General features: G+C 67.7%; 18 protein-coding genes. 8 read left to right on the top strand and 10 right to left on the bottom strand.

Annotated features, from left to right (window positions below):
• The first annotated feature begins 75 nt into the window (after window positions 1–75).
• Window positions 76–1,320 carry a YceI family protein gene (locus tag AEB_RS04630; protein ID WP_231958908.1) on the top strand — a complete coding sequence of 415 codons (1,245 nt, stop codon included), beginning with the start codon at window positions 76–78 and terminating at the stop codon, window positions 1,318–1,320.
• Between the two features lie 63 nt (window positions 1,321–1,383).
• Here AEB_RS04630 and AEB_RS04625 read toward each other — a convergent pair whose 3' ends face one another.
• Window positions 1,384–2,817, bottom strand: coding sequence for an aldehyde dehydrogenase family protein (locus AEB_RS04625; protein WP_119084454.1), 1,434 nt, complete (start codon window positions 2,815–2,817; stop codon window positions 1,384–1,386).
• A gap of 184 nt (window positions 2,818–3,001) precedes the next feature.
• Between AEB_RS04625 and AEB_RS04620 the strand changes: the two genes are divergently transcribed.
• From AEB_RS04620 to trxB, 4 genes are all read left to right on the top strand, one after another.
• Window positions 3,002–4,627 carry a GMC family oxidoreductase gene (locus AEB_RS04620; RefSeq protein ID WP_197714472.1) on the top strand — a complete coding sequence of 542 codons (1,626 nt, stop codon included), beginning with the start codon at window positions 3,002–3,004 and terminating at the stop codon, window positions 4,625–4,627.
• On the top strand, window positions 4,624–5,004 hold the full coding sequence (locus tag AEB_RS04615; RefSeq protein WP_119082137.1) for a nuclear transport factor 2 family protein: 381 nt from the start codon (window positions 4,624–4,626) through the stop codon (window positions 5,002–5,004). The genes AEB_RS04620 and AEB_RS04615 overlap by 4 nt, the downstream gene beginning before the upstream one ends.
• Window positions 5,001–6,602, top strand: a complete 1,602-nt coding sequence (locus tag AEB_RS04610) for a GMC family oxidoreductase (protein ID WP_119082136.1) — start codon at window positions 5,001–5,003, stop codon at window positions 6,600–6,602. Before AEB_RS04615 ends, AEB_RS04610 begins: the two co-directional genes overlap by 4 nt.
• A 61-nt stretch (window positions 6,603–6,663) precedes the next feature.
• Entirely contained in the window at window positions 6,664–7,638 is a 975-nt protein-coding gene (trxB, locus tag AEB_RS04605; RefSeq protein ID WP_119082135.1) for a thioredoxin-disulfide reductase, read from the top strand.
• A 41-nt stretch (window positions 7,639–7,679) separates the two neighbouring features.
• Here the strand turns inward: trxB and AEB_RS04600 are convergent, their stop codons facing one another.
• From AEB_RS04600 to AEB_RS04565, 8 genes are all read right to left on the bottom strand, one after another.
• Window positions 7,680–9,095, bottom strand: coding sequence for a methyl-accepting chemotaxis protein (locus AEB_RS04600; RefSeq protein WP_119082134.1), 1,416 nt, complete (start codon window positions 9,093–9,095; stop codon window positions 7,680–7,682).
• Entirely contained in the window at window positions 9,079–10,569 is a 1,491-nt protein-coding gene (locus AEB_RS04595) for a putative bifunctional diguanylate cyclase/phosphodiesterase (RefSeq protein ID WP_231958907.1), read from the bottom strand. The genes AEB_RS04600 and AEB_RS04595 overlap by 17 nt, the downstream gene beginning before the upstream one ends.
• A 95-nt stretch (window positions 10,570–10,664) precedes the next feature.
• A complete protein-coding gene (locus tag AEB_RS04590; protein ID WP_172593002.1) occupies window positions 10,665–11,585 on the bottom strand; it encodes a CheR family methyltransferase in 921 nt (306 codons plus the stop codon).
• Window positions 11,582–12,673 (bottom strand): chemotaxis-specific protein-glutamate methyltransferase CheB, encoded by a 1,092-nt coding sequence (gene cheB, locus AEB_RS04585; RefSeq protein ID WP_231958906.1) that lies wholly within the window; start codon window positions 12,671–12,673, stop codon window positions 11,582–11,584. Before cheB ends, AEB_RS04590 begins: the two co-directional genes overlap by 4 nt.
• 21 nt (window positions 12,674–12,694) lie before the next feature.
• On the bottom strand, window positions 12,695–13,060 hold the full coding sequence (locus tag AEB_RS04580; protein ID WP_119082131.1) for a response regulator: 366 nt from the start codon (window positions 13,058–13,060) through the stop codon (window positions 12,695–12,697).
• A gap of 57 nt (window positions 13,061–13,117) precedes the next feature.
• Window positions 13,118–13,561 carry a chemotaxis protein CheW gene (locus AEB_RS04575; RefSeq protein ID WP_119082130.1) on the bottom strand — a complete coding sequence of 148 codons (444 nt, stop codon included), beginning with the start codon at window positions 13,559–13,561 and terminating at the stop codon, window positions 13,118–13,120.
• A complete protein-coding gene (locus AEB_RS04570) occupies window positions 13,558–15,642 on the bottom strand; it encodes a chemotaxis protein CheA (protein ID WP_119082129.1) in 2,085 nt (694 codons plus the stop codon). Before AEB_RS04570 ends, AEB_RS04575 begins: the two co-directional genes overlap by 4 nt.
• Window positions 15,643–15,692: 50 nt before the next feature.
• Window positions 15,693–17,378, bottom strand: a complete 1,686-nt coding sequence (locus tag AEB_RS04565; protein WP_231958905.1) for a thiamine pyrophosphate-requiring protein — start codon at window positions 17,376–17,378, stop codon at window positions 15,693–15,695.
• A 159-nt stretch (window positions 17,379–17,537) separates the two neighbouring features.
• Here AEB_RS04565 and putA point away from each other — a divergent pair, with 159 nt between their 5' ends.
• Genes putA through AEB_RS04550 form a run of 3 tightly spaced genes read left to right on the top strand, consistent with a single transcriptional unit; the run spans window position 17,538 to window position 21,912 of the window.
• Window positions 17,538–20,648, top strand: a complete 3,111-nt coding sequence (gene putA / locus AEB_RS04560) for a bifunctional proline dehydrogenase/L-glutamate gamma-semialdehyde dehydrogenase PutA (RefSeq protein WP_119082127.1) — start codon at window positions 17,538–17,540, stop codon at window positions 20,646–20,648.
• 60 nt (window positions 20,649–20,708) lie between these two features.
• Window positions 20,709–21,263, top strand: coding sequence for a dCTP deaminase (gene dcd, locus AEB_RS04555; protein WP_119082126.1), 555 nt, complete (start codon window positions 20,709–20,711; stop codon window positions 21,261–21,263).
• Window positions 21,264–21,291: 28 nt separating this feature from the next.
• Window positions 21,292–21,912: a nuclear transport factor 2 family protein gene (locus AEB_RS04550; RefSeq protein WP_119082125.1), complete on the top strand. Its 621-nt coding sequence runs from the start codon at window positions 21,292–21,294 to the stop codon at window positions 21,910–21,912.
• A gap of 52 nt (window positions 21,913–21,964) precedes the next feature.
• Here the strand turns inward: AEB_RS04550 and AEB_RS04545 are convergent, their stop codons facing one another.
• The gene (locus AEB_RS04545) at window positions 21,965–24,121 is read right to left on the bottom strand and encodes a TonB-dependent receptor (protein ID WP_231958904.1); all 2,157 of its coding nucleotides are present in this window, start codon (window positions 24,119–24,121) and stop codon (window positions 21,965–21,967) included.
• Window positions 24,122–24,251 lie beyond the last annotated feature (130 nt).

Here is a 24,251-nt window from a genome sequence, read left to right as displayed (position 1 = left end):
CGGCGATCGGGCGTGCTAAATCCTGCCACGGACGCATGAGAGGTTGGGGAAATGGTGAGATACAGCAAAGGCGCAATGATCCTTCACTGGCTCATTGCATTCGCGCTGGCTTTCGAGCTGGCGCTGGGCTTTTCCATGCCGCGCGGGCCGGAAGGCTTCGCGCTGTTCCAGCTGCACAAGTCCGTGGGCATCACGATCCTGCTGCTGACGCTGATCCGGCTTGGCTGGCGCGCCACGCACAGTCGGCCGCCGGCGGTGGAGCAGGGCCTTACCCATAGACTCGCGAATGCCGTCCATATCGGCTTCTACGCCTTCATGTTGCTGGCGCCGCTGACCGGCTGGGCCGTGGTTTCAACCTCCCGCCTCAGCGTGCCGACGGTGCTTTACGGCGTGGTGCCGCTGCCGCACCTGCCGCTACCGGGCGGGATCAGCGAGGCGGCGGAGGAAACGCATGAGATCCTCGCCTGGGTCGGCATCGCCCTGTTCGTGCTCCATGTTGTGGGCGCAATTCGCCATGAAGTGCTGCTGCGCCGGGCGCTGCTGGTGCGCATGGCCCCCACCCGCCTGACGGGCGCGCTGCTGGGCATCGCGGTGGTGGCTCTGTTCTTCGCCACCGGCACCTATGTTGCCGGCAACAATGCGCAGGAGCAGAACGAGGACACATCAGCCGAAGTGTCCGAGCCGCTGGTAGGTGCACTCCCCCCCTCCGCGGCGCCCGCCGACCTGGAAGAGACCGCCACCCCCACGGCCGAACCGACGCCGGAGGCCACCGAAGAAGTCGCCGCGGCTGAACCGAGCGACGCCGCTACCGCCCCCGCCGGCCCGCCGCCGGTCTGGACCATCGCTTCCGGCGGTCGGCTGGGTTTCTCGGTCAGCAATGGCGGAGAAGCGATCACCGGCTCCTTCGCGCGCTGGGGCGGCAAGATCGCCTTCGATCCGGAGAACCCGGAGAAGGCCGACATCCGCATCGACATCGATCTCTCCAGCGCGTCCGTCGGCGATGCCACGCAGGACGGCATGCTGAAGGGCGAGGAATATTTCGACGCCGACAAGGCGAGCCAGGCCGTGTTCCGCGCCAGTTCCGCCCGCAAGACCGGGGCAAACAGCTACAGCGCCAAGGGCACGCTGCGGCTCAAGGGCGTGACCCGGCCGCAAGCGATCACGTTCCGCCTGACCGGTACCGGCATAAAGCGGCATGTGGAGGGCAATGCCACCATCGCCCGCGCGCCCTTCAATATCGGCACGGGCGCCACGGGCGGCGATCTGGCGCCCAATGTTTCGGTGAACTTCGCCTTCGACGCGAGCGGCAAACCGCAATAGCGCGCTGCGCTTCGGCGCACCGCAGAATGGCAGGCGGGGCCGGCCGGGACCGGCCCCCACTGCTCAGTCGAGCGCGACCGAAATCGCCTTCAGTTCCGTATAGGCGTCGACGCCGGCCTTGCCGTTCTCGCGGCCCCAGCCGCTGGCCTTGAAGCCGCCAAGCGGCAGCGCCGGATCGACCCCGCCCGAGCCGTTGATGCGGATCGTGCCGGCCTTGAGGCGGCGGGCCAGCCGGTGGGCCATGCCGATGTCGCGCGTCCAGATGCTGGCGGCGAGGCCGAACTGCGTTTCGTTGCCGAAGGCGGCAAGGCGATCGGCATCGTCCTCCGCGGAGAAGCGGGTGGCGCACAGCACGGGGCCGAAGATCTCCTCCGCCCGCACCTTCATGCTGGCTTCGGTATCCACCAGCACCGTCGGCTCCACGAACCAGCCGGCGCCTTCCTTACGGCCGCCGCCGACCATCACCCTGGCGCCTTCCTGACGCCCGCTCTCGATATAGCCGGTCACGCGGTCCAGCTGCACTTCGCTGACCAGCGGGCCGATCACTGTCTCGGGATCGAGCGTGTGGCCCACGCGCAGCATCCTGGCCATGCCGGCGATGCCTTCCAGCACCTGATCGGCCACCTCTTCCTGCACGAACAGGCGCGAGCCGGCAGCGCAGACCTGGCCGGCGTTGAAGAAGATGCCCATGGCCGCAGCGGGGATTGCCTTCTTCAGATCGGCATCGGCGAAGATGAAGGTGGGCGACTTGCCGCCCAGTTCCAAGCTCACGCGCTTGAAATTGCTCTTGGCCGCTTCGATGATCGCCCGCCCCGTCTGGGTGGAGCCGGTGAAGGCCACCTTGTCCACGTCCATATGGCCGGCCAGCATCGCGCCCGCGGTGCGGCCATAGCCGGTGACGATGTTGATCACGCCTTCGGGGAAGCCGGCTTCCAGCGCCAGCTCACCGAGACGGATGGTGGAGAGCGGCGTCTGCTCCGCCGGCTTCAGCACCACGGTGCAGCCCGCCGCCAGCGCCGGGCCGATCTTGCCGCAGGCCATGGCGAGCGGGAAGTTCCACGGCACGATCTGGGCACACACGCCCACCGGCTCGCGCAGCACATAGCTCAGCCACTCGCCGGGGGCGGAGATCTCGTTGGTTTCGCCCTGCAGCTTGGTCGCCCAGCCCGCCTGATAGCGCAGCTGGCTGATCGCACCGCCGACATCGGCCATGCGGCTGAACTGGATCGGCCGGCCCACATCCAGCGTCTCGGTCAGCGCCAACTCGTCGCCATTTTCCTCGATCAGGTCGGCCAGCCGGTTGATCAGCCGCGCCCGCTCGTCGGGCTTCACCTTGCGCCACGGGCCTTCGAAGGCGGCGCGGGCGGCGGCCACCGCGGCATCCACCTCTTCCTGCCCGGCGCTGGCGACATCGGCCAGCTTTTCACCCGTCGCGGGATCCTCGGTGGAGAAGGTCTCGCCGCTCGCGGCCTCACGCCATTCGCCGCCGATCAGCATCTTGCCGGTCTTACCCTGCCAGCGGTCACGGAAGGCCTGCACGCGGCTTTCGATAGGGGTCTGGATGTTCACGAGGCACACTCCCGAGTCTTGTCGTCTTCGCTGCGGCAGCGCATAGAGATTGTAAGCGACACTTACTAGATCGTCCGCGAGGAGAGGGACCCTGGAAAGCGATTTCGATTACGTGATCGTTGGCGCCGGATCGGCCGGCTCGGTTCTCGCCGCGCGGCTGACCGAGGATCCCGCCACGCGCGTGCTGCTGCTCGAAGCGGGCGGCGGGGCGGACAAGTTCCTGGTGCGCATGCCGCTGGGCATGATGAAGGCGATGCTGAAGCCCGAGCTGACCTGGCGGATGATGACGGAGCCCGAGCCGCATCTGAACGGGCGGCGGCTGTTCCTGCCGCGCGGCAAGCTGCTGGGCGGATCGAGTTCGATCAACGGCATGGTCTATATGCGCGGCCACAGCCGGGATTACGACCGCTGGGCGCAGATGGGCTGCCGGGGCTGGAGCCATTCGGAAGTCCTGCTCTATTTCAAGCGGATGGAGCGGAGCTGGCGCGCGGACAATGCGCATTACGGGCATGATGGCCCGCTGCCGGTGACGAAGAACAACACCCAGTACCTGCTGCATGACGAGCTGATGCAGGCGGTGGCCAATGCCGGCTATCCGGTGACGGAGGACATCCACAGCGGCGCCGAAGAGGGCGCGAGCCTGGTGGAACTGACCATCGACGAGAAGGGCCGCCGCGCCTCCACCTACGAAACCTATCTCAAGCCCGCCATGCAACGGCCGAACCTGACCGTGGCAACCGAGGCGCTGACCCGGCGCGTGGTGTTCGAAGGGCGACGCGCCATCGGCGTGGAATTCGAACGCGGCGGCGAGGTGCGCGTGGCCCGCGCACGGCGCGAGGTGATCCTGTCCGGCGGGGCCTACAACTCGCCGCAATTGCTGCTGCTCTCGGGCGTGGGCCCGGCGGAGCAGATCGCTGCGCAGGGCATCAAGGTGGTGCACGATCTGCCCGGCGTTGGGCGCAATCTGGGCGAACATCCGCGCGTGCCCCTGGAATTCGCCGCGAAGGGCAAGGTGACCTTCGTCAATCAGCTGCGGCTCGATCGCGCTGTGCGGGCGGTGGCGCAGTGGTATCTGTTCGGCAGCGGGCCCTTCGCGCGGCAGCTCAACAGCGCCAATCCCATGCTGCGCAGCGATCCGCGGCTGGAGCAGCCGGATATCCAGCTGTTCTCCAATCCCGTGAAGCTGACCGCGCATCTGTGGTTCCCCGGCTTCGTGAAGAGCCCGCCGCACGCCTTTTCCGCCGATGTGATCCTGCTCCACCCGCAATCGCGCGGCTTCGTGAAGCTGAAATCGGCCGATCCGCACGATTTGCCGGCGATCCAGCTGAACCTGTTCGACAATGAGGCCGATCTCGCCACGGCCCGTGCCGGCCTGCGCATGGCGCGCAAGATCTATGGCACGGAGCCGCAGGCAGGGCTGATCGACCATGAGGTGCTGCCCGGCGCAGAGGTGCAGAGCGACGAGGCGATCGATGCGCATGTCCGCGCCACGGCGGGCACCACGCAGCATCCGGTGGGCACCTGCGCCATGGGCATCGGCCCCGGCGCCGTGTGCGATCCCGAATTGCGGGTCCACGGGCTGGAAGGGCTACGCGTGGTGGATGCCTCGATCATGCCCGATGTGCCCGGCGGGAACACCAACGGCCCCACCATCATGATCGCCGAGAAGGCGAGCGACATCATCCGCGACCGCAGCCTGCCGGCCGCGGAGAACGTCCGGGAGGAGGAGAAGGTATGACCGAAGAGGATTTTCGCCGCTATCTCGCCGCCTTCAACGCGCGGGATTTTGCCGGTTTTTCGAGCTATTACGCGGATGACGTGGAGTTCTGCCTGGGCGACCGCAAGCGGATCGTCGGAGCGCAGGGGATCGTCGCCTTCTACACCCGCGTGTTCGATCACATTTCGGAAGAGCTGGAGGTGCTCGATCTCATCGTCGCGCCCGATGGCGCGGCGCTCCATTCCCGCACCACCTTCACCACCTTCAAGGACTGGCCAGATTTCGAGGTCTGGCCGACCATGAAGGGCGATGTGCGGGTGGTGGAAAGCATCAACATGTACCGCACCGCGGGTGGCAAGATCACCCAGGTCAAATCCGGACGATTCTCCAGCCAATGACGCAAACAACAGATTATCTGGTGATAGGCGGCGGGTCTGCCGGCGCCGTGGTGGCAGCACGCCTGTCGGAAGATCCCGATGTGCGGGTGACCCTGGTGGAGGCCGGCCGGAACGAGCGGCATCCGCTGCTGACGATGCCGATCGCCTTCCCGATGGTGATGGCCGACAAGCGCTTCAACTGGGGCTACGAAGGCGAGCCGGAGCCGCATGCGGACAACCGGCGCCTGCGCCAGCCGCGCGGCAAGGGGCTGGGCGGATCGAGCCTTATCAACGGGATGCTCTATGCCCGGGGCCATCCGCGCGATTACGACGAATGGCGCCAGCTCGGCCTGGAGGGGTGGAGCTATGACGATGTGCTGCCCTTCTTCAAGCGGTCCGAAAACCACTGGGGCCCGGCGGATCACTATCACGGCACGGGGGGCCCGCTCTCCATCACCAAGCATGTGCCGGACAAGCGGCTGTTCCCCCGCTTCATCGAAGCGGCGAAATCGCTCGGCTACAAGACGCAGCGCGATCACCACGGGCCGGACCAGGAAGGCTGGGGATCGCCGGACATCTCGATCCACAACGGGCGGCGCGGCAGCACGGCGGCGCGGTTCCTCCATCCCGCGATGAAGCGGCCAAACCTCACCGTCATCACCGGCGCGCTGGCCACGAAAATCGAGATCAGCAACGGCCGCGCAACGGCACTGCAATTTATTGGGGATGGTCGCGAGCAGCGGATCGAGGCTGAGCGCGAGATCGTGCTGTGCGGCGGCGCCTTCAATACGCCCCAATTGCTGATGCTGTCGGGCATCGGCCCGGCCGACGAATTGCGCGAGCATGGCATCGCCGTGGTGCAGGATCTGCCGGGCGTCGGCCGCAACCTGCAGGACCATCCTTCGGTCGGCATCATCTCCGGCGCGCAGCGCGAGGTGACGCTGACGAACGAGCTGCGCTTCGACCGACTAACCCTGTCGATGCTCGAATGGCTCGCCACCGGCAAGGGGCGGATCGCCAATATGCCGGTGACGGCCAATGGCTGGGTCAAGACCCGGCCCGATCTGGAGCGGCCCGATGCGCAATGCCTGTTCCAGCCGACCAGCATCTTCGCCCGCCCCTGGTTCCCCGGCGTGAAGAAGCCCGCCCCCGATGTGGTGGCGATGGCCTGCGTGCAGCTGCGGCCGGAGGGGCGCGGCTGGGTGAAGCTGGCCAGCGCCGATCCGCGGGCCAAGCCGCGCATCCTGTCCAACGTGCTGGCGACCGAGAACGACCGCGCCTTCTTCCGCCGCATCGTGCCGATGATCCGCGAGATCTTCGCCACCTCTCCGCTGGCGGAGGTGGTGGGCACCGAAATCGCCCCCGGCCCCGATGTCCGCACCGATGCGGAGATCGATGCCTGGGTGCGCCAGGCGGTGAACACGGCGATGCATCCGGTGGGCAGCTGCGCCATGGGCACGGGCGAGGATGCGGTGTGCGATGCCCGGCTGCGGGTGCGCGGGATCGAGGGATTGCGCATCGCGGATGCTTCGGTCATGCCGCGCATCGTGGGCGGCAACACCAACGCCGCCTGCATCATGATCGGGGAGAAAGCGGCGGACATGATCCGCACGGCTTGATCGAATCCCCGTTCACGCCATCTAGCAGGCAGGATTTCTTCGGACGGGGCATGTTGCAGCAATGACCACCCACACCACCAGAATGCTGATCATCGGTTCGGGCCCGGCGGGGCTTTCGGCGGCGATCTATGGCGCGCGGGCCGGGATGCAGCCGATCGTGGTGCAGGGCCTGCAGCCCGGCGGCCAGCTGACCATCACCACCGATGTGGAGAACTACCCCGGCTTCCGCGACGTGATCCAGGGCCCCTGGCTGATGCAGGAGATGCAGGCCCAGGCAGAGCATGTCGGCACGCGGATGATGTGGGACACCATCACCGAGGTGGACATTGCCGGCGGATCGCCCTTCACCGCGAAGGGCGACAGCGGCGACGAATATGTGGGCGACGTGCTGGTGATCGCCACCGGCGCACAGGCCAAATGGCTGGGCGTGCCGGGGGAAGAATCGCTATCGGGCAAGGGCGTTTCCGCCTGCGCCACCTGCGACGGCTTCTTCTATCGCGGCAAGAAGGTGGCGGTGATCGGCGGCGGCAACACCGCCGTGGAGGAAGCGCTCTATCTCACCAACCATTCCGAGGATGTGACGCTGATCCACCGCCGCGGAGATCTGCGCGCGGAGAAGATCCTGCAGGACCGGCTGTTCGCCCATCCGCGCATCAGCGTGCTGTGGAACAAGCGGGTGGAGGAATTCCTGGGCGATCCGCTGGCGGGCGGCCTCACCGGCCTGCGGCTGGCCGATACCGAGACGGGCGAGTTCAGCACCTTCGGCTGCGAAGGCGCCTTCGTCGCGATCGGCCACGCGCCCGCGACCGAGCTGTTCCGCGGCAAGCTGCCGATGGATGAAAGCGGCTATCTGCTGGTAAAGCCCGGCACGCCGAAAACCGATGTGCCCGGCGTGTTCGCCTGCGGCGACGTGATGGATCACACCTATCGCCAGGCCGTGACGGCGGCGGGCACCGGCTGCATGGCGGCGCTTGATGCCGAACGCTTCCTGGCGGAGCGGGAGTTCAGCAAGGTGGCCGAAACCGCCGAGGCCTGAACGCGAGAGGGCCGGGGGCCTCGCGCCCCCGGTGGTTCTGGTCAGCCGGCGCGGACCTGACCGACGAATTCCTCCACATGCGTCTTCAACGTCACCGCCTGCCGTTCGAGATCGGTGGCGGAGGTAAGCACCAGCGCGGCTGCTTCCCCGGTCGCCAGCGAGGCTTCGCGCCATTGCTGAATGTTGTGGGAGACATGTTCGGTATTCTGCGCGGCAAGATCGATGCTGCGTGCAAGATCGTGCCCCGCCACGGATTGCTGATCCACCGCCGCGGCGATCGAAACGGAGGTCGATTCCAGCTCTTCGATCTGGCGGGCGATGTCACGCAGCGCCTCAACGCTGGCAGTGGTGGTGCCCTGGATCGCGCGGATCTGGCGCGCCACCGCTTCGGTGGCCTTGCCGGTCTGGCTGGCGAGATCCTTCACTTCCGCCGCCACCACGGCAAAGCCGCGGCCCGCTTCCCCGCCGCGCGCCGCCTCGATCGAGGCATTGAGCGCCAGCAGGTTCGTGCGCTGGGCGATCTTGGAGATCACTTCCACGATTTCACCCACCTCACTAGCCGATTGCGACAGGGCGGATATCGTCGAATCGGCCTCTGACGCGGCGTGGGAGGCGTTTCGCGCCAGCTCGGCCGAGGTCGAAGCCTGCCGGCTGATCTCGCCGATCGACATGGCGAATTCATCGCTCGCCGCCGCCGCCGCCGTCACCCCCGCAGAGGCTTCGTCCAGCAGGGCGGACACATCGCCCGTCTGCATGGAGGATTGCTCCGCGGATGAGGCCATGGAGCTGGCCGTCGCCTGCAGCTGGCTGGAAGCGGCCGCCACGCTGCTGACGATTTCGCCCACCGTGGTTTCAAACCGATCGGACAGGCGGCGCAGCAGCTCCGCCTGGCGCGCGCGCAGTTCCTCCCGCTCGCTTTCCAGCTCCACCTGCCGCCGCAGCTCCTCCGCGCTCGCCTGTTCGCGTTCGCGGCGGATGCGGTCGAAATGATTGGCGGCCTTGCGCACCACCAACAGGCAGCGGGCCATTTCGCCCACCTCGTCGCGCCGATCGGCATGGGGCACGTCCACCTTCCGGTCCCCGCCGGCCAGCTGGCGCATGGCGGCGCAGACCTGCTCGATCGGCACCACCAGCTCGCTGCGCACGAAGCGGATGGCGAGCAGGGCGAGGATCTGCATCACGCCGGCGATCACCATGACGGAGATGGCCAGCGCATTGCCCTCCGCCGTGCCTGTCAGCAGGGTGAAGCTCGCAACGCAGAACATCAGCAACGCGCCGCTGGCCACGGCGCCGAACAGCACCGTCAGCTTCCAGCCGATGGAGGCGGCGACGCGGCCGGCCAGCCCATGCGGCGTTACAGCCGCGCGTTCGGCCGCCAGTTCACGGCGGTCGTGCCGCAGCTCGGCGGCATATTGCTCCATCGTATCGGGGCGGGCGGTTTCAGGCGACAGATCCATGCGCTCTTTCCATATTGTCGCGGCTCTTCCGGAAGCACTTGCCCATCTCCGCCGCCTCCATTGCGCGGTAGAAATACCAGCCCTGGATCTGGTCGCAGCCGGCGGCGCGCACGAGTTCGGCCTGGGCGGCGGTTTCCACGCCTTCGGCCGTCACCGCCATGTTCATTGCCCGGGCGGTGGCGATGCTGGATGCCAGCATGGCCAGCGATCCGCCGTCCTTTGCCGCATCCACGATCAGCGAACGGTCGATCTTGAGCTTTTCGAAGCGGAAGCTGCGCAGGAAGCCGATCGAGGCATAGCCCGATCCGAAATCGTCCAGCGCGATGCTGACGCCGAAATGGCGGATGACATCGAGATTGCGGCTGGCGACCACCGGATCGTTGACCAGATAGGTTTCGGTGATCTCCAGCTCCAGCCGGGAGGCCGGGAAGCCCGTCTCTTCCAGGATCTGGCCCAGGTCGATGGGGAATTCGGGATTGCGCAGCTGCGCCGGCGAAACATTGATCGACAGCTTGATCTCGCCCCAGCCCAGTGCGTCGGCGCAGGCCTTGCGCAGCACCCACAGGCCGATCGGATAGATCAGGCCGGTTTCTTCCGCCACGGCGATAAAGCTGGTGGGGCTGATTTCGGATCCGTCATCCCGGTGCCAGCGCAGCAGCGCTTCCACCGCCACGATGTCGCAGCTCTGCGCATCGACCAGCGGCTGGTAGACGATGCGCAATTCGTTGCGCCGCAGCGTTTCGCGCAGGTCTTCCTCGACCTTCTGCGCCAGATCGCGGTCGCGGTCGAAATCCTTGGTGAACCAGGTGCAGCGGTTCTTCCCCGCTTCCTTGGAGGCATACATTGCCACGTCGGAACGGCGGAGCAGCTCTGACGAGGAAAAGGCGTCGTTCTCCGTGCTGCGCGACAGGCCCACGCTGGCGCCGATCACCACCGATCGCTTGTCGATCTGGATCGGCCGTTCGAGCCGGGTGAGCATGGAGCGGCAAATGCCCTCCAGGATATTGCCCGCGATCGGGCCGGTGACGAGGATGGCGAATTCATCGCCCCCCAGGCGATAGGCCCGGGCATCCTTGCCGCAGAGGTCCCTCAGCAGGGCGGCGCATTCCTTGATCAGCCGGTCGCCGACGAAGTGACCATACTGGTCATTGATCGTCTTGAAGCCGTCGAGATCGACCAGCGCCAGGGCGCGCGGCTGCGAGGGGCTGCCGCGGGCGTAATCGAGATGCAGCGCCCGGCGATTCGGCAAGCCGGCGAGGCTGTCGGTAAGGCCGAGCGTTTCCAGCCGGGCGATGTTGGCCAGACCGTGGCGGATGGCGAAGGCGGCGGCGGCGGCGTAGGCTAGCCCGCCCCACAGCAGGATCGCGAAGGTGCCATGGGAATCACCCAGCCGGCGGATCAGCAGGCCGAGCACGACAGCGGAAATCAGCGTGAGCACCGCGATGGGCGCGGTAACCAGAAATGCGGATGGCACCTTTGGCTGGCGCTCCATTAGCGACACTCGGGACCCCCTTTCCCTGCGAGGAGTTTTCCAATAGGCCCTACTACTTAAGTTTGGGTGAACCGTTCCTACGCCTTTGACGGCGCTGAGCGGCGGAAGCCTTGAAGCGCGATGTCCACGGCCGCACCGGCGCGGCGGAAACCCCAGCAATTCCGCATAGGGCAGAGCTTTTCGCTGGCGTCCGCCGTCTCGCCATTGCCCAGCATCAGCCAGGCATCATCGGTCATCGCGGCGGCCAGCCGGTCCAGCACCGCAGCGCGAGTCGGGTGATCGAAATAGATCAGGACATTGCGGCACAGGATCAGGTCGAATCGGCCCGGCGGCGGCGCTTCGTTCAGCACATTGTGCTCGGCAAAGCGGACCATGCGGCGCAGTTCGGGGCGCGCGCGCCAGCCGCCCGGATCCTCTTCGAACCAGCGCATCATCTGGGCCACGCCCAGCCCGCGCTGGATCTGGAACTGCGAATAGAGCCCCTCGCGCGCGGCGGCGACCATGCTGGCGGACACATCGGTGGCGAGGATGTCGATCTTCCAGCCACGCCACCGCTCCGGCGCGGAAGCGAGCAGGATGGCAAGCGAATAGGCTTCCTGCCCGGTGGAGCACCCCGCCGACCACACCGTGAGACGGCGGCCGCGCGCGCGCCGGGCGGCGAGATCGGGCAGCACGCAGCTGTCGATCTGGTCGAACAGCAGGCGATCGCGGAAGAAGGAGGTTTCGTTGTTGAGCAGCGCGTCCACCACCTGCCGCGCCAGCGCCGCCTCGTCGGGGCGGGCGAGGCGCTCTCCCAGTTCCTCGATCGAGACCAGGCCGTGCCGGCGCAGAACGCCGGAAAGCGCGCCGCCCACGCGCCAGCTCCGTTCAGCCGTCAACCGCTGGCCGGTGCGCGCCTCCAGCAGGCCGGCGACGATGCCGAGGGCCACCTCGCGCGGATCGGGCGAGCATCCGCCGGGCAGCGGCAAGGGCGCCGCGCTGGCGAGGGCGCCGGTCACGCCTGCGCCGTGCAGCTGGCGATGCGATAGGCGATCTGCTCCGGCGAAAGCAGGGCGGAGGCAAGGCCCGCGGCGGCGATCGCGCCGGGCATGCCCCACACGGCGGAGCTGGCGGCATCCTGCGCCAGCACGGTGCCGCCGCTGGCGACCAGCGCGTCCGCGCCCTCCGCCCCGTCGCGCCCCATGCCGGACAACACCACACCCATGGTGCGCGCGCCGAATTGCCGGGCGCAGCTGGCGAACATCACATCCACCGAGGGGCAGCAGCCATTGGCCGCCGGCGTATTGTCGAGCCGCACCAGCAGCCCTCCGTCGGCACCGGTGGCGAGCGCCAGATGGGCATGCCCCGGCGCCACCAGGATGCGCCCCGGGCGCACCGGCATGCGGTCGGCGGCGACCAGCGTCTCCCGCCCGGAGGCGGCGTGGAGCTGGCGGGCGAAGGCTTCGGAGAAGGAGGACGGCAGGTGCTGCGTCACCAGGATCGGCACGGACACGCGCGCCGGCAGCGCCCCCAGCAGCTGCACCAGCGCATGGATGCCGCCGGTGGAAGCGCCCATGGCCAGCAGCTCCGGCCGGTGGGCGCAGCAGCTGCGCAGCGGGGGCCGCTCGGCCAGGGCAGCCTCGTTGCGCCGGCGCCGCGCGACCCGCCCCAGCGCCCGGATGCGGCGGGCGAGCATTTCCCGATAGGAGGGCCCGTATTCGCCCGGGCGCGGCTTGGCGAGCGTGTCCGCCGCGCCGAGCGACAGCGCCGCCAGCGTCTGCTCCGCCCCGCGAACGGTGAGCGAGGACAGCACGAAGACGCGCGCCGGGGCACCCTTGGCGACGATCTGCGGGATCGCGCCCAGCCCGCCCCGGCCCGGCATCTCGAGATCGAGCAGGATCACGTCCACCGATGTGGTGTCGAGCAGGTCGAGCGCCTCTTCCGCGCTACCGGCGGTGGCGGCCAGCACCAGATCGGGTTCGGCGACGATGATGGAGCGCAGCACGCTGCGCACCACCGGCGAATCGTCCACCACCAGCACCCGCAGCGCCCGCGGCCCACGCTGGTCACCGGGATGAAAGCCGAGCGCGGAACTCATGTCGGTCATCGCGAAGGCTGCTGCTGCTGCTCAGGCCGCGCCGATGATCTGCAGCTTCATCTGCAGCGTATCGTGGTCGAACGGCTTCATCACATATTCGTCCGCCCCGGCCTCGATGGCCTGGCGGATATGCGCCACGTCGTTCTCGGTGGTGCAGAACAGCACCTTGGGCACGCCCCCGCCCTCGCGCCGGCGCAGTTCGGCAATGAAGGATATCCCGTCCATCACCGGCATGTTCCAGTCGAGCAGGATCACGTCGGGCATCGCCGCGTCGCAGGCGACCAGCGCCTCCTCGCCATTCTCCGCTTCGGACACGGCAAAGCCGAAACTTTCGACAATGTGCCGCGAAACCCGGCGGATGACGCGGGAATCATCGACGATCAGGCAATGCTTCATGGATGCGACCTCATTCTGCTTTTCCCCTCGGCATAGATCGCAAACCTAATCATTAGCTTAAGCATCAACCGTCTCCCCCGGCCCGGCGATCAGCGTGGCAATGTCCAGCAGCGGCAGCAGGCCGGCTTCCGTGGGCACCATGGCGCGGCAGGCGCGGCGCCAGCCGGCGCCAGGATCGGCCCCCAGCGCACCTGGCGCCGCCGTGGCGGCGACGATCGCGTCGGCCTGATCCACCAGCAGGCCATAGAGATGGCCGCCCTGCTCGATCACCACCGCGCGCGCCGCCGCGGCTTCATCAGCATCGGCGGGGGCGAGGCCCATGGCCGCGCGGCAGTCGACCAGCGTCAGCGGCCGGCTGCGCAGCGCGGCGAGCCCGGCGACATGCGGCGGCGCGCCGGGCACGGGCACGCGGCGCTCAACCTCGATCACCGCATCCACGGCATCGGCCGCAAGCACCGCCTGCCGCCCGCCGAGCGCGATCACCAGCAGCATGTCGTTCATGCCGCCCCCACCTGGTCGAGAACGCGCGAGCGCTCACCAGCTCCGGCGCGGAGGCCGATGAACAGCGCTGAGCAATCGAGCATTTCGGTCTGTTGGCCCTCGATCAGCGCCAGTCCGGAGACGCCGGCCCCTGCCGGACGCTGCGATGCCGCAGGCAACCAGGTGACATCCGCCACTTCGCGCACGGCATAGGCGAACCGCTCCGTGCCGTGATCGAGGTGCAGGACCACCAGCGGATCGGGCAGCGCCCCCGCGTCCTCCGGCACGCCGGCCAGCGGCACGATCGCACGCCCCAGCGTCACGGTGGAACCTGCGCCCATGAGCCGTACCGCGGAGAGCGGCACGCGCTCCACCTTGGCCACGGCATCGATCGGAATCGCCTGCCGCATGCCGCGCAGATCGCGCAGCAGCATCACCTGCACGCCCTGTGCCTCGGCCTCCGCCGATACGGCGCGGTCGGCGGCACTCGGCCGCCTGAGGTCACGCGGGATACCCGCGCCATGGCCGATGGCCGAAGCATCGAGCACCAGCACCGGGGAGCCATCGTCCAGCTGGGTGCAGCCGACGAACAGGCCCGATTGCATGATCTCCGGGGCCAGCGGCTTGATCACCAGTTCCTGATGATCGACCACCGCATCCACCGCGAGGGCATAGAGATCGCCCCAGCCCAGCCGCACGATGGCGTAGAACTGGCCCGGCGCGGCGGCGCCGCCGTCTATCCCCAGCGCATCGGCCAGGCTCACGCAGGCCAGCTGCCGATCGCGATGGGCGAGATAGCGCCGCTCCCCCACTTGCGAGAAGGCCAGCTCCCCGGCGATCGGGCTGACGATCTCTTCCACGCAGGATCGCGGGAGGGCGAAGGTCTGCCCCCCGGCACGCACGGTCAGGCTGGGCAGGATGGAGAGGGTGAGCGGCACCTTGATCAGGAAGCGGCTGCCTTCCCCCGGCGTGGATTCGATTTCCAGCGTGCCGCCGAACTTCTCCAGATTGGCGCGGACCACATCCATGCCCACGCCGCGGCCGGAAATCGCGCTTACCGCATCGGCGGTGGACAGGCCGGGTTCGAAGATCAGCTCCACCCGTTCGGCATGGTCCATCGCCGCAAGCTCCGCCTCGCTGCGCAGGCCGGCGGCCAGCGCCTTTTCGGCAAGGCGATCCACATCGATCCCGCGCCCGTCATCCATGATGCCGATGCGGATCGTATTGCCCGTCTGCCGGGCGGAAATGCTGATGATGCCGCATTCGTGCTTGCCGGCGGCGCGGCGGCCCTGGGGCGGTTCGATCCCGTGATCCACCGCATTGCGGATGAGGTGGACCAGCGGATCGCGGATCAGCTCGATCATCTCGCGGTCCAGCTCCACCTCGCCGCTTTCGATATCCACCAGCACCTGTTTGCCGAGATCGGCCGAGAGATCGCGCACCAGCCGCGGGAAAGTGGCGAACAGCCCGTCGATCCGCCGCATCCGTGTGCGGGTGATCGCATCGCGCACTTCGTTGAGCAGGCTGGAGAGGCGGGCGAAGGGCGCGTCCAGCCCGCTCTCCCCGCCGAGGGCCTGCATCCGCCGCGCCAGTTCGTTGCGTACCAGCACCATTTCGGAAACGCCGCTCATCACCTGGTCGATCAGATCGACCGGCAGGCGCACGGTGCGCTGGTCTGCCGTGCCGTCGGCCCGCGGGGCGGCCGGGCGGCGGAATTCCACCGGGGCATCCTCCGCCGGCGCGCGCAGCAGCGCGATCAGATCGGCATCATCACCTTCGGGGAGGTGGCCCTGCGCCTCGATCTCCCCAACCATTGTCCCGATCCGGTCGATCACCGCCAGCGCCAGATCCACCAGCCGCTGATCCGCCTGCCGGCGCCCGGCGCGAACATCGGCCAGCGCGTCTTCCGCCGCATGGCTCAACCGTTCGAGCCGCGGAAAATCGAAGAAGCCGCAATTGCCCTTCACCGTATGGAAGAAGCGGAAGATCGTATCCAGCCTGGCGCGGTCCGCCGGCTCCGCCTCCCAGGCGACGAGCTCGCCCGAAAGCGCGGCGAGCATCTCGCGCGTTTCCGCCAGGAATTCGGCCAGCAGATCGTCCATGATCCCCCCTCACGAGGGGACCGGTATGACAGCACAGGGTTAAGACCGGGTTATGCCGGCAGCGCACCCCGGGAAATCTGCGTTTCCTGCTCGGTGATGAATTCCACCAGCGCAGGCTGCCCCGCCTCCACGGCGGCGATCGCGCGCCGGAGCGCCGGCACGATTTCCTCCGCCGCGGTCACCCGCTCCCCATGGCAGCCGAGCGCGCGGGCGAAGGCCGCGTAATCGCCGCTGATGTCGGTCGCGCGGAACTTCTCGGTCGCCACCGGCATGATCGGCAGTTCGATTGCCATGGCTTCGTTGTTGAGCAGGATGGACAGGATCGGAATGCCATCGCGCGCGGCTGTTTCCAGATCCGTGCCGGTGAAGCCGATCGCCGCATCGCCCCACACATTGATGCACAATTTGTCGGGGCAGGCGAGCTTGGCCCCCATGGCGAGGCCGAGGCCATAGCCGAGCTGCGTCGATTTGCCCCAGCCGATGTAGGAATGCGGCGTGATGCTTTTCCAGAACGGCACCAGCTGATCGCGCGGGCTGCCGGCATCATGGGTGATGATGGTGTTGGCCACATCCACCGTCTGCTGCAGATCCCACAGCACGCGATAGGGGGACAGAGGGCTGGTATCCTGCGTGCATTTCGCTTCCCAGCCGGCGAACCAGGCCTGCTCCACCTCGCGGATACGCGCCGCCACCGGCGCCATTTCGCGCGGCTCGGGCACGCGGCGCCACACGGCGTCGATCAGCGCGGACAGCGTCAGCCGCGCATCGCCCACCAATGCGACTTCGCAGGGCACGGACTTGTCGATATCGGTCGGGTCCAGCGTGGCATGGATCACCCGCTTGCCGGGCGGAATGGTGAGGCCGAAGGAGGTGGCGGTGAAGCTGCAGCCAATGCCCAGCAGCACGTCGCATTCGTCCAGCCATGTGCGCACGCAGCCATTGATGCCGTTGCCGCCCGAACCGAGCGCGAGCGGATGCGTTTCGTCGAAGGCGCTCTTGCCCGGCAGGCTCGTCATCACCGGGATCGCCAGATATTCCGCCAGTTCGCGCAAGCCATCATAGGCTTCGGACCAGTGGATGCCCTGCCCGGCATAGATCGCCGGGTTCTTGGCGGAGACGAGCAGGTCGGCCGCCGCCTCCACATCGCGCGCCGCCGGCTCGCTCAGCGCCACCTTGCCGGGGCGATAGGCGAGCGGGCCGGGGAAGGGCTGGTCCATCATGTCGAAAGGCAATTCCACCACCACCGGCTGCGGCCGGCCGTTGCGGAGCATGGAGAAGGCCCGGCGCAGCACCGGCTCCACCTGATCGGGCGCGGTCAGCGGCTCGGCATGCTTGGCAAAGCTCGCCATGGAGCGGGTGGAATTGAAATTGAACGGCACATGCATCTGGCTGAGGGCATAGCCCTGCGGCATCACCAGCACCGGCACGCTGTCGGCAAAGGCCTGCGCCACGCCGCCCATGGCATTTTCCGCCCCCGGCCCCTGCTGCATCACGAACACGCCCATGGTGCCGCCCTTGCTCATGCGGCTGACTGCATCGGCCATATGCATGCCGGTGCGTTCCTGCCGCACGATGATCGTGCGGATGTCGATCCGCGCGGCGGCTTCCAATATAGCGTTGCGGGGATAGCCGAAGACGATCTCCACCCCTTCGCGCTTGAGGATGGCGGCGATGGCATCGGCCACCGTGCCATTCGCGTGAACCGGAAAATCGGACGGTCCCTTGCCCATTCGCATATGCGCTCTCCCTTTTCCTCGGGCTAGGCGATGGCGCCGGCGGAGGCAATCGCGCGCGGCCATTTGCGTCTCGGCGTGATTCCGGCGAACATCGACAGCGGGTCACATCCACCGGGTGCGGCGCTTGATTACAGATGAAACCAAGTTCAAGGGCGGACAATGGCTCTCGATCGAACGACTCTCCGCGCCGCATACCGACAGGACGAACAGCTCTGCGTGGAGCAGCGGCTGGGGCAGGCGGCGCGCTCCTCCGCCCTGCATGGCGAAGCCGCGGCGCTGGCCGCGCGGCTGATCGAGGGGGCCCGCGCCCGCAAGGCGAGCGGGCTCGACGCCTTCCTGCAAAGCTACGGCCTGGGGACAGAGGAAGGCATCGCCCTGATGTGCCTGGCCGAAGCGCTGCTGCGCGTGCCCGATACTGGCACGGCCGACGCGCTGATCCATGACAAGCTGGCCGAGATCGACTGGTCCGAGCATCTGGGCGAAAGCAATTCCACCTTCGTCAACGCCGCCACCTTCTCGCTGATGCTGACCGGGCAGGTGCTGCATGGCGGGCGCCGTGCCGAAGCGGGGTTGGCCAACACGCTGCGCCGCGCCGTGGGCCGCGTGGGCGAGCCGGTGATCCGCAAGGCGGTGCTGCAGGCCATGCGCATCCTGGGCGGCCAGTTCGTGTTCGGCCGCACCATCGACGAGGCGCTGAAGCGCGCCGCACCGGAGCGCAAGAGCGGCCTCACCCACAGTTTCGACATGCTGGGCGAAGCGGCGATGACCTTCGCCGATGCCGAGCGCTATCGCGCCAGCTATGCCGCGGCGATCGCCCGCCTCGCGCGCGAAGGGCGCGGCGGGATGCGCGCCAGCCCCGGCATCTCCGTGAAGCTGTCCGCGCTCTATCCCCGTTATGATTTCCACCATGCGGAGGCGGCGCGCGCCGCGCTGCTGCCGATGCTGCGCGACCTGACCATGGCGGCCCGCGATGCGGACATTCACTTCACCGTGGACGCCGAAGAGGCGGAGCGGCTGGAGCTTTCGATGGACATCATCGAGGCGCTGGTGGCCGACGACGATCTCTTCTCCGGCGGCTGGGAGGGTTTCGGCCTCGCGCTGCAGGCCTATCAGAAGCGCGCGGTCCCGCTGTGCGACTGGGTGATCCGCCTGGCCCGCAAGCATGATCGCAAGCTGATGGTGCGGCTGGTCAAGGGCGCCTATTGGGACAGCGAGATCAAGCTGGGCCAGGTCGGCGGCTATCCCGATTATCCGGTGTTCACCCGCAAGCTGGGCACCGATGTCTCCTATCTCGCCTGCGCGGATCGGCTGCTGGCGGCGCAGGATGCCATCTATCCCGCCTTCGCCACGCACAATGCCTACACCATTGGCGCGATCAAGGCGCTGGGCCGTGCGGCAGGGCCGGAGACGGAGTTCGAGTTCCAGCGCCTCCACGGCATGGGCGAGGATGTCTATGCCGCTTTGGCGGCCGAGGAAGCGGGCAAGCCCACGCCGGTGCGCATCTATGCCCCCGTGGGCGGGCACAAGGAATTGCTCGCCTATTTGGTACGCCGCCTGCTGGAGAACGGGGCCAACAGTTCCTTCGTCAACCGCATGGCCGATGCGGAAGTGCCGGTGGCAGAGCTGGTGACCGATCCCGTTGCCCAGCTCGCCGCGCTGGAGCCGAAGCGCAATCCGGCGATCCCGCTGCCGGCCGCAATCTACCCCAACCGCCGCAACAGCGCCGGCGTGGATCTGGCGGACCCGCTGGTGCGCGAACCGCTGCTGGCCGAGCTGGAGAGCCTGCACGAGCGCCGCTGGCGGGCCTTGCCCACCTGCCGGTCAGACATGCCGGACAATGCGGCGCAGGTCCGTTCCCCGCAGGATGGCAGTCTGGTCGGCGCCGTGCTCCATGCCTCGCCGCAGGACGTCGATCTGTGCCTCGGCCGGGCGCAGGCTGCGCAGCCGGGCTGGGATGCGCTGGGCGGCATGGCCCGGGCCGAGCTGCTCGACAAGGCCGCCGATCTGTTCGAGGCGCACACGACCGAGTTCCTCTCCCTGTGCCAGCGCGAAGCCGGCAAGACGCTGGCCGACAGCGTGCTGGAACTGCGCGAGGCGGTGGACTTCCTGCGCTATTACGCCTGCGAGGCGCGGATGCTGTTCGCCGCGCCGCAGCCGCTGCCCGGCCCCACGGGCGAACAGAACCTGCTGCGCCTGCACGGGCGCGGCGTGTTCGCCACGATTTCGCCGTGGAACTTCCCGCTGGCGATCTTCATCGGCCCCGCCGCCGCCGCGCTGGCGGCGGGCAATACGGTGATCGCCAAGCCGGCCGAGCAGACGCCGCTGATCGCCGCCCTCGCGGTCGACCTGTGCCATGAGGCAGGCATCCCCCCCGAAGTGCTGCAGATCGCCCCGGGCGACGGCCGCGTGGGTGCCGCGCTCACCTCCGACCCCCGCCTCTCCGGCGTCGCCTTCACCGGCTCCACCGCCACCGCCCATGCGATCAACCGCAGCCTCGCCGCGCGCGATGCGCCCATCGCCACGCTGATCGCGGAAACGGGCGGGCAGAACGCGCTGATCGTGGACAGCTCCGCCCTGCCCGAACAGGTGACGCGCGACGTGATGTCGAGCGCCTTCCAGAGCGCCGGCCAGCGCTGCAGCGCGCTGCGCGTGCTCTATCTGCAGGAGGACGTGGCCGACGCCATGCTGGCGATGATCCGCGGCGCCTTCGAAGCGCTGGTGATCGGCGATCCCGCCGATCTCGCCACCGATGTCGGGCCGGTGATCGATGCGGAGGCCAAGGCCTCGCTCGACCGCCACATCGCCGCGATGAAAACGGCGGGCCGGCGGCTGTGGCAGCGCGACCTGCCCTCCGAATGCGCGAAGGGGCACTTCGTCGCCCCCACGATCATCGAAATCCGGGCCATCGCGGATCTGCAGGCGGAGAATTTCGGCCCCGTGCTGCATGTCGCCCGCTTCCCCTCCGGCGGGATCGAGCGGGTGATCGAGGAGATCAACGCCGTGGGCTTCGGCCTGACGCTGGGGCTCCACAGCCGCATCGATTCGGTCCGCCGGCTGGTGGAATCGCGTGCACGGGTGGGCAATCTCTACGTCAACCGCAACCAGATCGGCGCCGTGGTCGGCAGCCAGCCCTTCGGCGGGGAGGGGCTTTCCGGCACCGGCCCCAAGGCCGGCGGCCCGCATTACGTGGCCCGCTTCGCCACCGAACGGGTGACCTGCATCGACACCACCGCCGCTGGGGGCAACGCCACGCTGCTTGCCGGGGGATAAAACCGGCCGCGGCGTGCGGGCGGGCTTGCCCGTGGCGGCGCAGTGCGGAATCGATCGCGCATGACGATTCTCAGCGACCGGTGGATCCGCGACGAAGCCCGCCATTCGGGCATGATCGAACCCTTCGTGGAGCGGCAGCAGAGCGAAGGCTGCATCTCCTATGGCCTGTCGTCCTACGGCTATGACGCGCGGGTGTCCGACGAGTTCAAGATCTTCACCAATGTCGACAATGCGATCGTCGATCCGAAGGACTTCGCGGCCAACAGCTTCGTCGATCGCAAGACCGATGTGTGCGTGATCCCGCCCAACAGCTTCGCCCTTGCCCGCACCGTGGAATATTTCCGCATCCCGCGCGATGTGCTGGTGATCTGCCTGGGCAAGAGCACCTATGCCCGCTGCGGCATCATCGTGAACGTCACCCCGCTGGAACCCGAGTGGGAAGGCCATGTGACGCTGGAATTTTCCAACACCACGCCGCTGCCCGCGAAGATCTACGCCAATGAAGGCGCCTGCCAGTTCCTGTTCCTGAAGGGCAACGAGCCCTGCCAGACGAGCTACGCCGACCGCTCCGGCAAATATATGGGCCAGCGCGGGGTGACGCTGCCCCGGCTTTGAGGCACATCTCTCCCAAAAGGAGAGGCTCATGGACGACGAAACTACCCGACTGCGTGAACAGCTGGCGGCGCTGGCTGCCCGAACCGAAGCGCTGGAAAAGCGCGCGCTGGAAGCCGAGGATTATCGCGACCTCGTGAACCTGCAGGGCGCCTATGGCTATTATGTGGACAAGGGGATGTGGGACGAAGCGGCCGATCTCTTCGCGGAGGATGGCACGCTGGAGATCGCCGGGCGTGGCGTCTACGTGGGGCAGAAGCGGGTGCGCGCCTATCTGAAGCGCCTGCCGCCTTACGAATATGGCGTAATCTTCAACCACATGCAGCTGCAGCCGGTGATCCATGTGGACAGCGAAGCCGGCACCGCCAAGGCGCGCTGGCGCACCTTCATCACCATCGGCTGGCTGGGCAAGCAGGCCCGCTGGGGCGAGGCGACCTATGAAAACGAATATCGCCGCGTGGACGGCAAATGGCGCATCGCCAAGCTCCACGGGGTGATCAATTTCTACGCCGAATACGAAGGCGGCTGGGCCGCGGGCGGGGTGAAGCTGCTGCGCAGCGTGGACGGGCTGGAGCCCGACCTGCCGCCGAGCTTCAACTACGAGGCCTATCCCGAACCGGTGATCGCCCCCTTCCACTACAAGGACCTGTAAGCGGCAGCCGGGAAGGAAGGGCGCACTGCCCCCCTTCCCGGCTCCGTTCCGATCAGAAGCTGGCGCGGGCGCTCAGCTTGAAGTTCCGGCCCGCCAGGGGCACGAAATCCTTGGTGAAGCTGGCCGCGCGGCGGCCTTCGGTATCGAACACATTGTCCACCTGGGCGATCAGCGTCACATTGTTGCTGCCTTCCAGCGGATGCCACGCGACGGAGAGGTTCACGAAGGTGAAGCCGTCGGTCGGCGTTTCCAGCGGGGCAATGCGATCCTGCCGGTCATACCATTCGACTTCGCCGCGCAGGTCGAAATGGCCCGCCTGCGCCTCCAGCGCGCCGAGCAGGTTGAACGGCGGGATGCGCGGCACCGGCGTACCATCGGCCAGCGTCGCCCGCGTATAAGCCCCGCGCAGGTCGGTCTGCAGCGAGAAATCCCCGCTGGCATACAGCGGCAGGCTCACCTCGCCCTCGATGCCCCACTGGTCGGCATCCTGCTGCAGGAACTGGTAGACCGGCAGCCCGTCATCCTCGTCGCCGGTTTCGGACAGGAAGATGAAGCCGTCGAACCAGTTGCGATAGATGCTGGCGGAAAAGCGTGCCGGCCCCAGATCGCCGCGCACATAGCCCTCCACGCCCCACGAGCCTTCCTTGTCCAGCGCGGCATTGCCCACTTCATACTGCTGGGTGGCGACATGCGGCCCGTCGGCGAACAGCTCCTGCGCGGAAGGGGCGCGTTCGGCGCGGGAGAGATTCACGCCCGCCCGCACTTCGGCCGCCACGCGATAGGACGCGCCCGCGGCGAAGGAGAAGGCATCGAAATCGCGATTCTCACCCAGCGCGGCGACATCCACTGTGGTGCGCTCGTAGCGCCCGCCCGCTTCCACTTCGATCGGATCGAGATCGACCTCCTGCACGGTGAACAGGGCGAAGCTGTCCGTCTTGTTCGGCGGCACGAAGGCTTCCTCGCCCGTGGCGGAGAAATCGACATGCGAATATTGCCCGCCGATCGAGCCTTGCCAGCCGCCACGCCGCGACTGAACGAGCTCGACCCGGCCTTCCACGCCTTCGACGTCGAAGATGGTGCCGGTTTCGGCGCCCTCGAACTCGGTGTGGGTGTAATCGCTGTAGCCCCAGCGGGTCTGCACCTTCTCGAAGAAGCCTTCACCCAGATCCAGCGTGCCGCGCAGGTCCACGCGATAGCGCTTCATGCCGATGGAGACATTCTCCTCGCCATGATCCTCCTCTTCGGCGGCCTCTTCGGCTGCGCCGTCCTCGTGATCATGCACATGGCCGATCCCGGGCAGGCCGGGCACGCCATAGTTGGTGTCGTAATAGTCGAAGGAGACGCCGATATTGCTATCGCCGGAGAAGAAGGCGACGCCCGTGCCCAGCGTATAGGTTTCGGTCCAGCTGTTCGGCAGCTTGCCGCGGACGTTCGCCGTCTCGCGCAGCTCCGCCGCCTCGTCCAGATGGCCTTCCTCCTGCTCTTCCGCCGCATCGGCCAGCAGGCCGGCGCGAAGGGAGGGAGAGGCGACATAGCCCGGAATGTCGACATCATCGGTATTGCGGTAGGAACCATCGACGTGGAAGGCCACGCTGCTGCCCACGGGCACATCGACCGACAGGCCTCCTTCGCGCCGGTTGTAGGCGCTGTCCACGCTGGCGAGAGCGTCCACATGGATCGGCTCCTGCGGCACAGAGGGCGGAATGCGCTTGGTGATCACATTCACCGCACCACCGATCGCCTGCCCGCCATAGAGCAGCGCCGCCGGGCCGCGCAGGATCTCGATCCGTTCGGCAATCAGCGGGTCCACCGTCACCGCATGATCGGCCGAGGTGCCCGATGCGTCGATGGCACCCACACCGTCGGTCAGCACGCGCACCCGTTCCCCGCCGAAGCCGCGCAGGATCGGGCGGGATGCGCCAGGCGCGAAGCTGGTGGCACTGACGCCCGGCAGCTTGGCCAGCGTTTCGCCGAGCTGCGAATCGAGATCGCGCAGCAGCTCCGTCCCGTCGAGCACGGAGGTGCCCGCCAGCACATCCAGCCGGCGCAGGCCGGCGGCCGTCACCACGATCGGCCCGTGGAAATCATCCGCGGTGGTCGCCGGCCGCTCCGTATCGGGGGAGGAAGGCGCAGGGGTGGATTGGGCCAGTGCGGGGGAGGCGGTGAGAAGCGAGGCGGTGAGGAGAAGCGAAACCCGGAAGGCGTTCATTGGTGATTCGTCCTGAAACTGCAGCATATGTAATATCATTACATTCTATCGCGGCGCACAAATCAAGCCCTGTTCCGCAGCGGGATATCCGCTGTGGCCTTTTTGGCACAGATGGCCTTCCTTCCCCCGC

Source organism: Altererythrobacter sp. B11, from assembly GCF_003569745.1.
Classification (GTDB): Bacteria; Pseudomonadota; Alphaproteobacteria; order Sphingomonadales; family Sphingomonadaceae; genus Croceibacterium_C.
The sequence above is the reverse complement of the archived record's forward strand: the minus strand, read 5'-3'. Positions and strand labels throughout refer to the sequence as shown.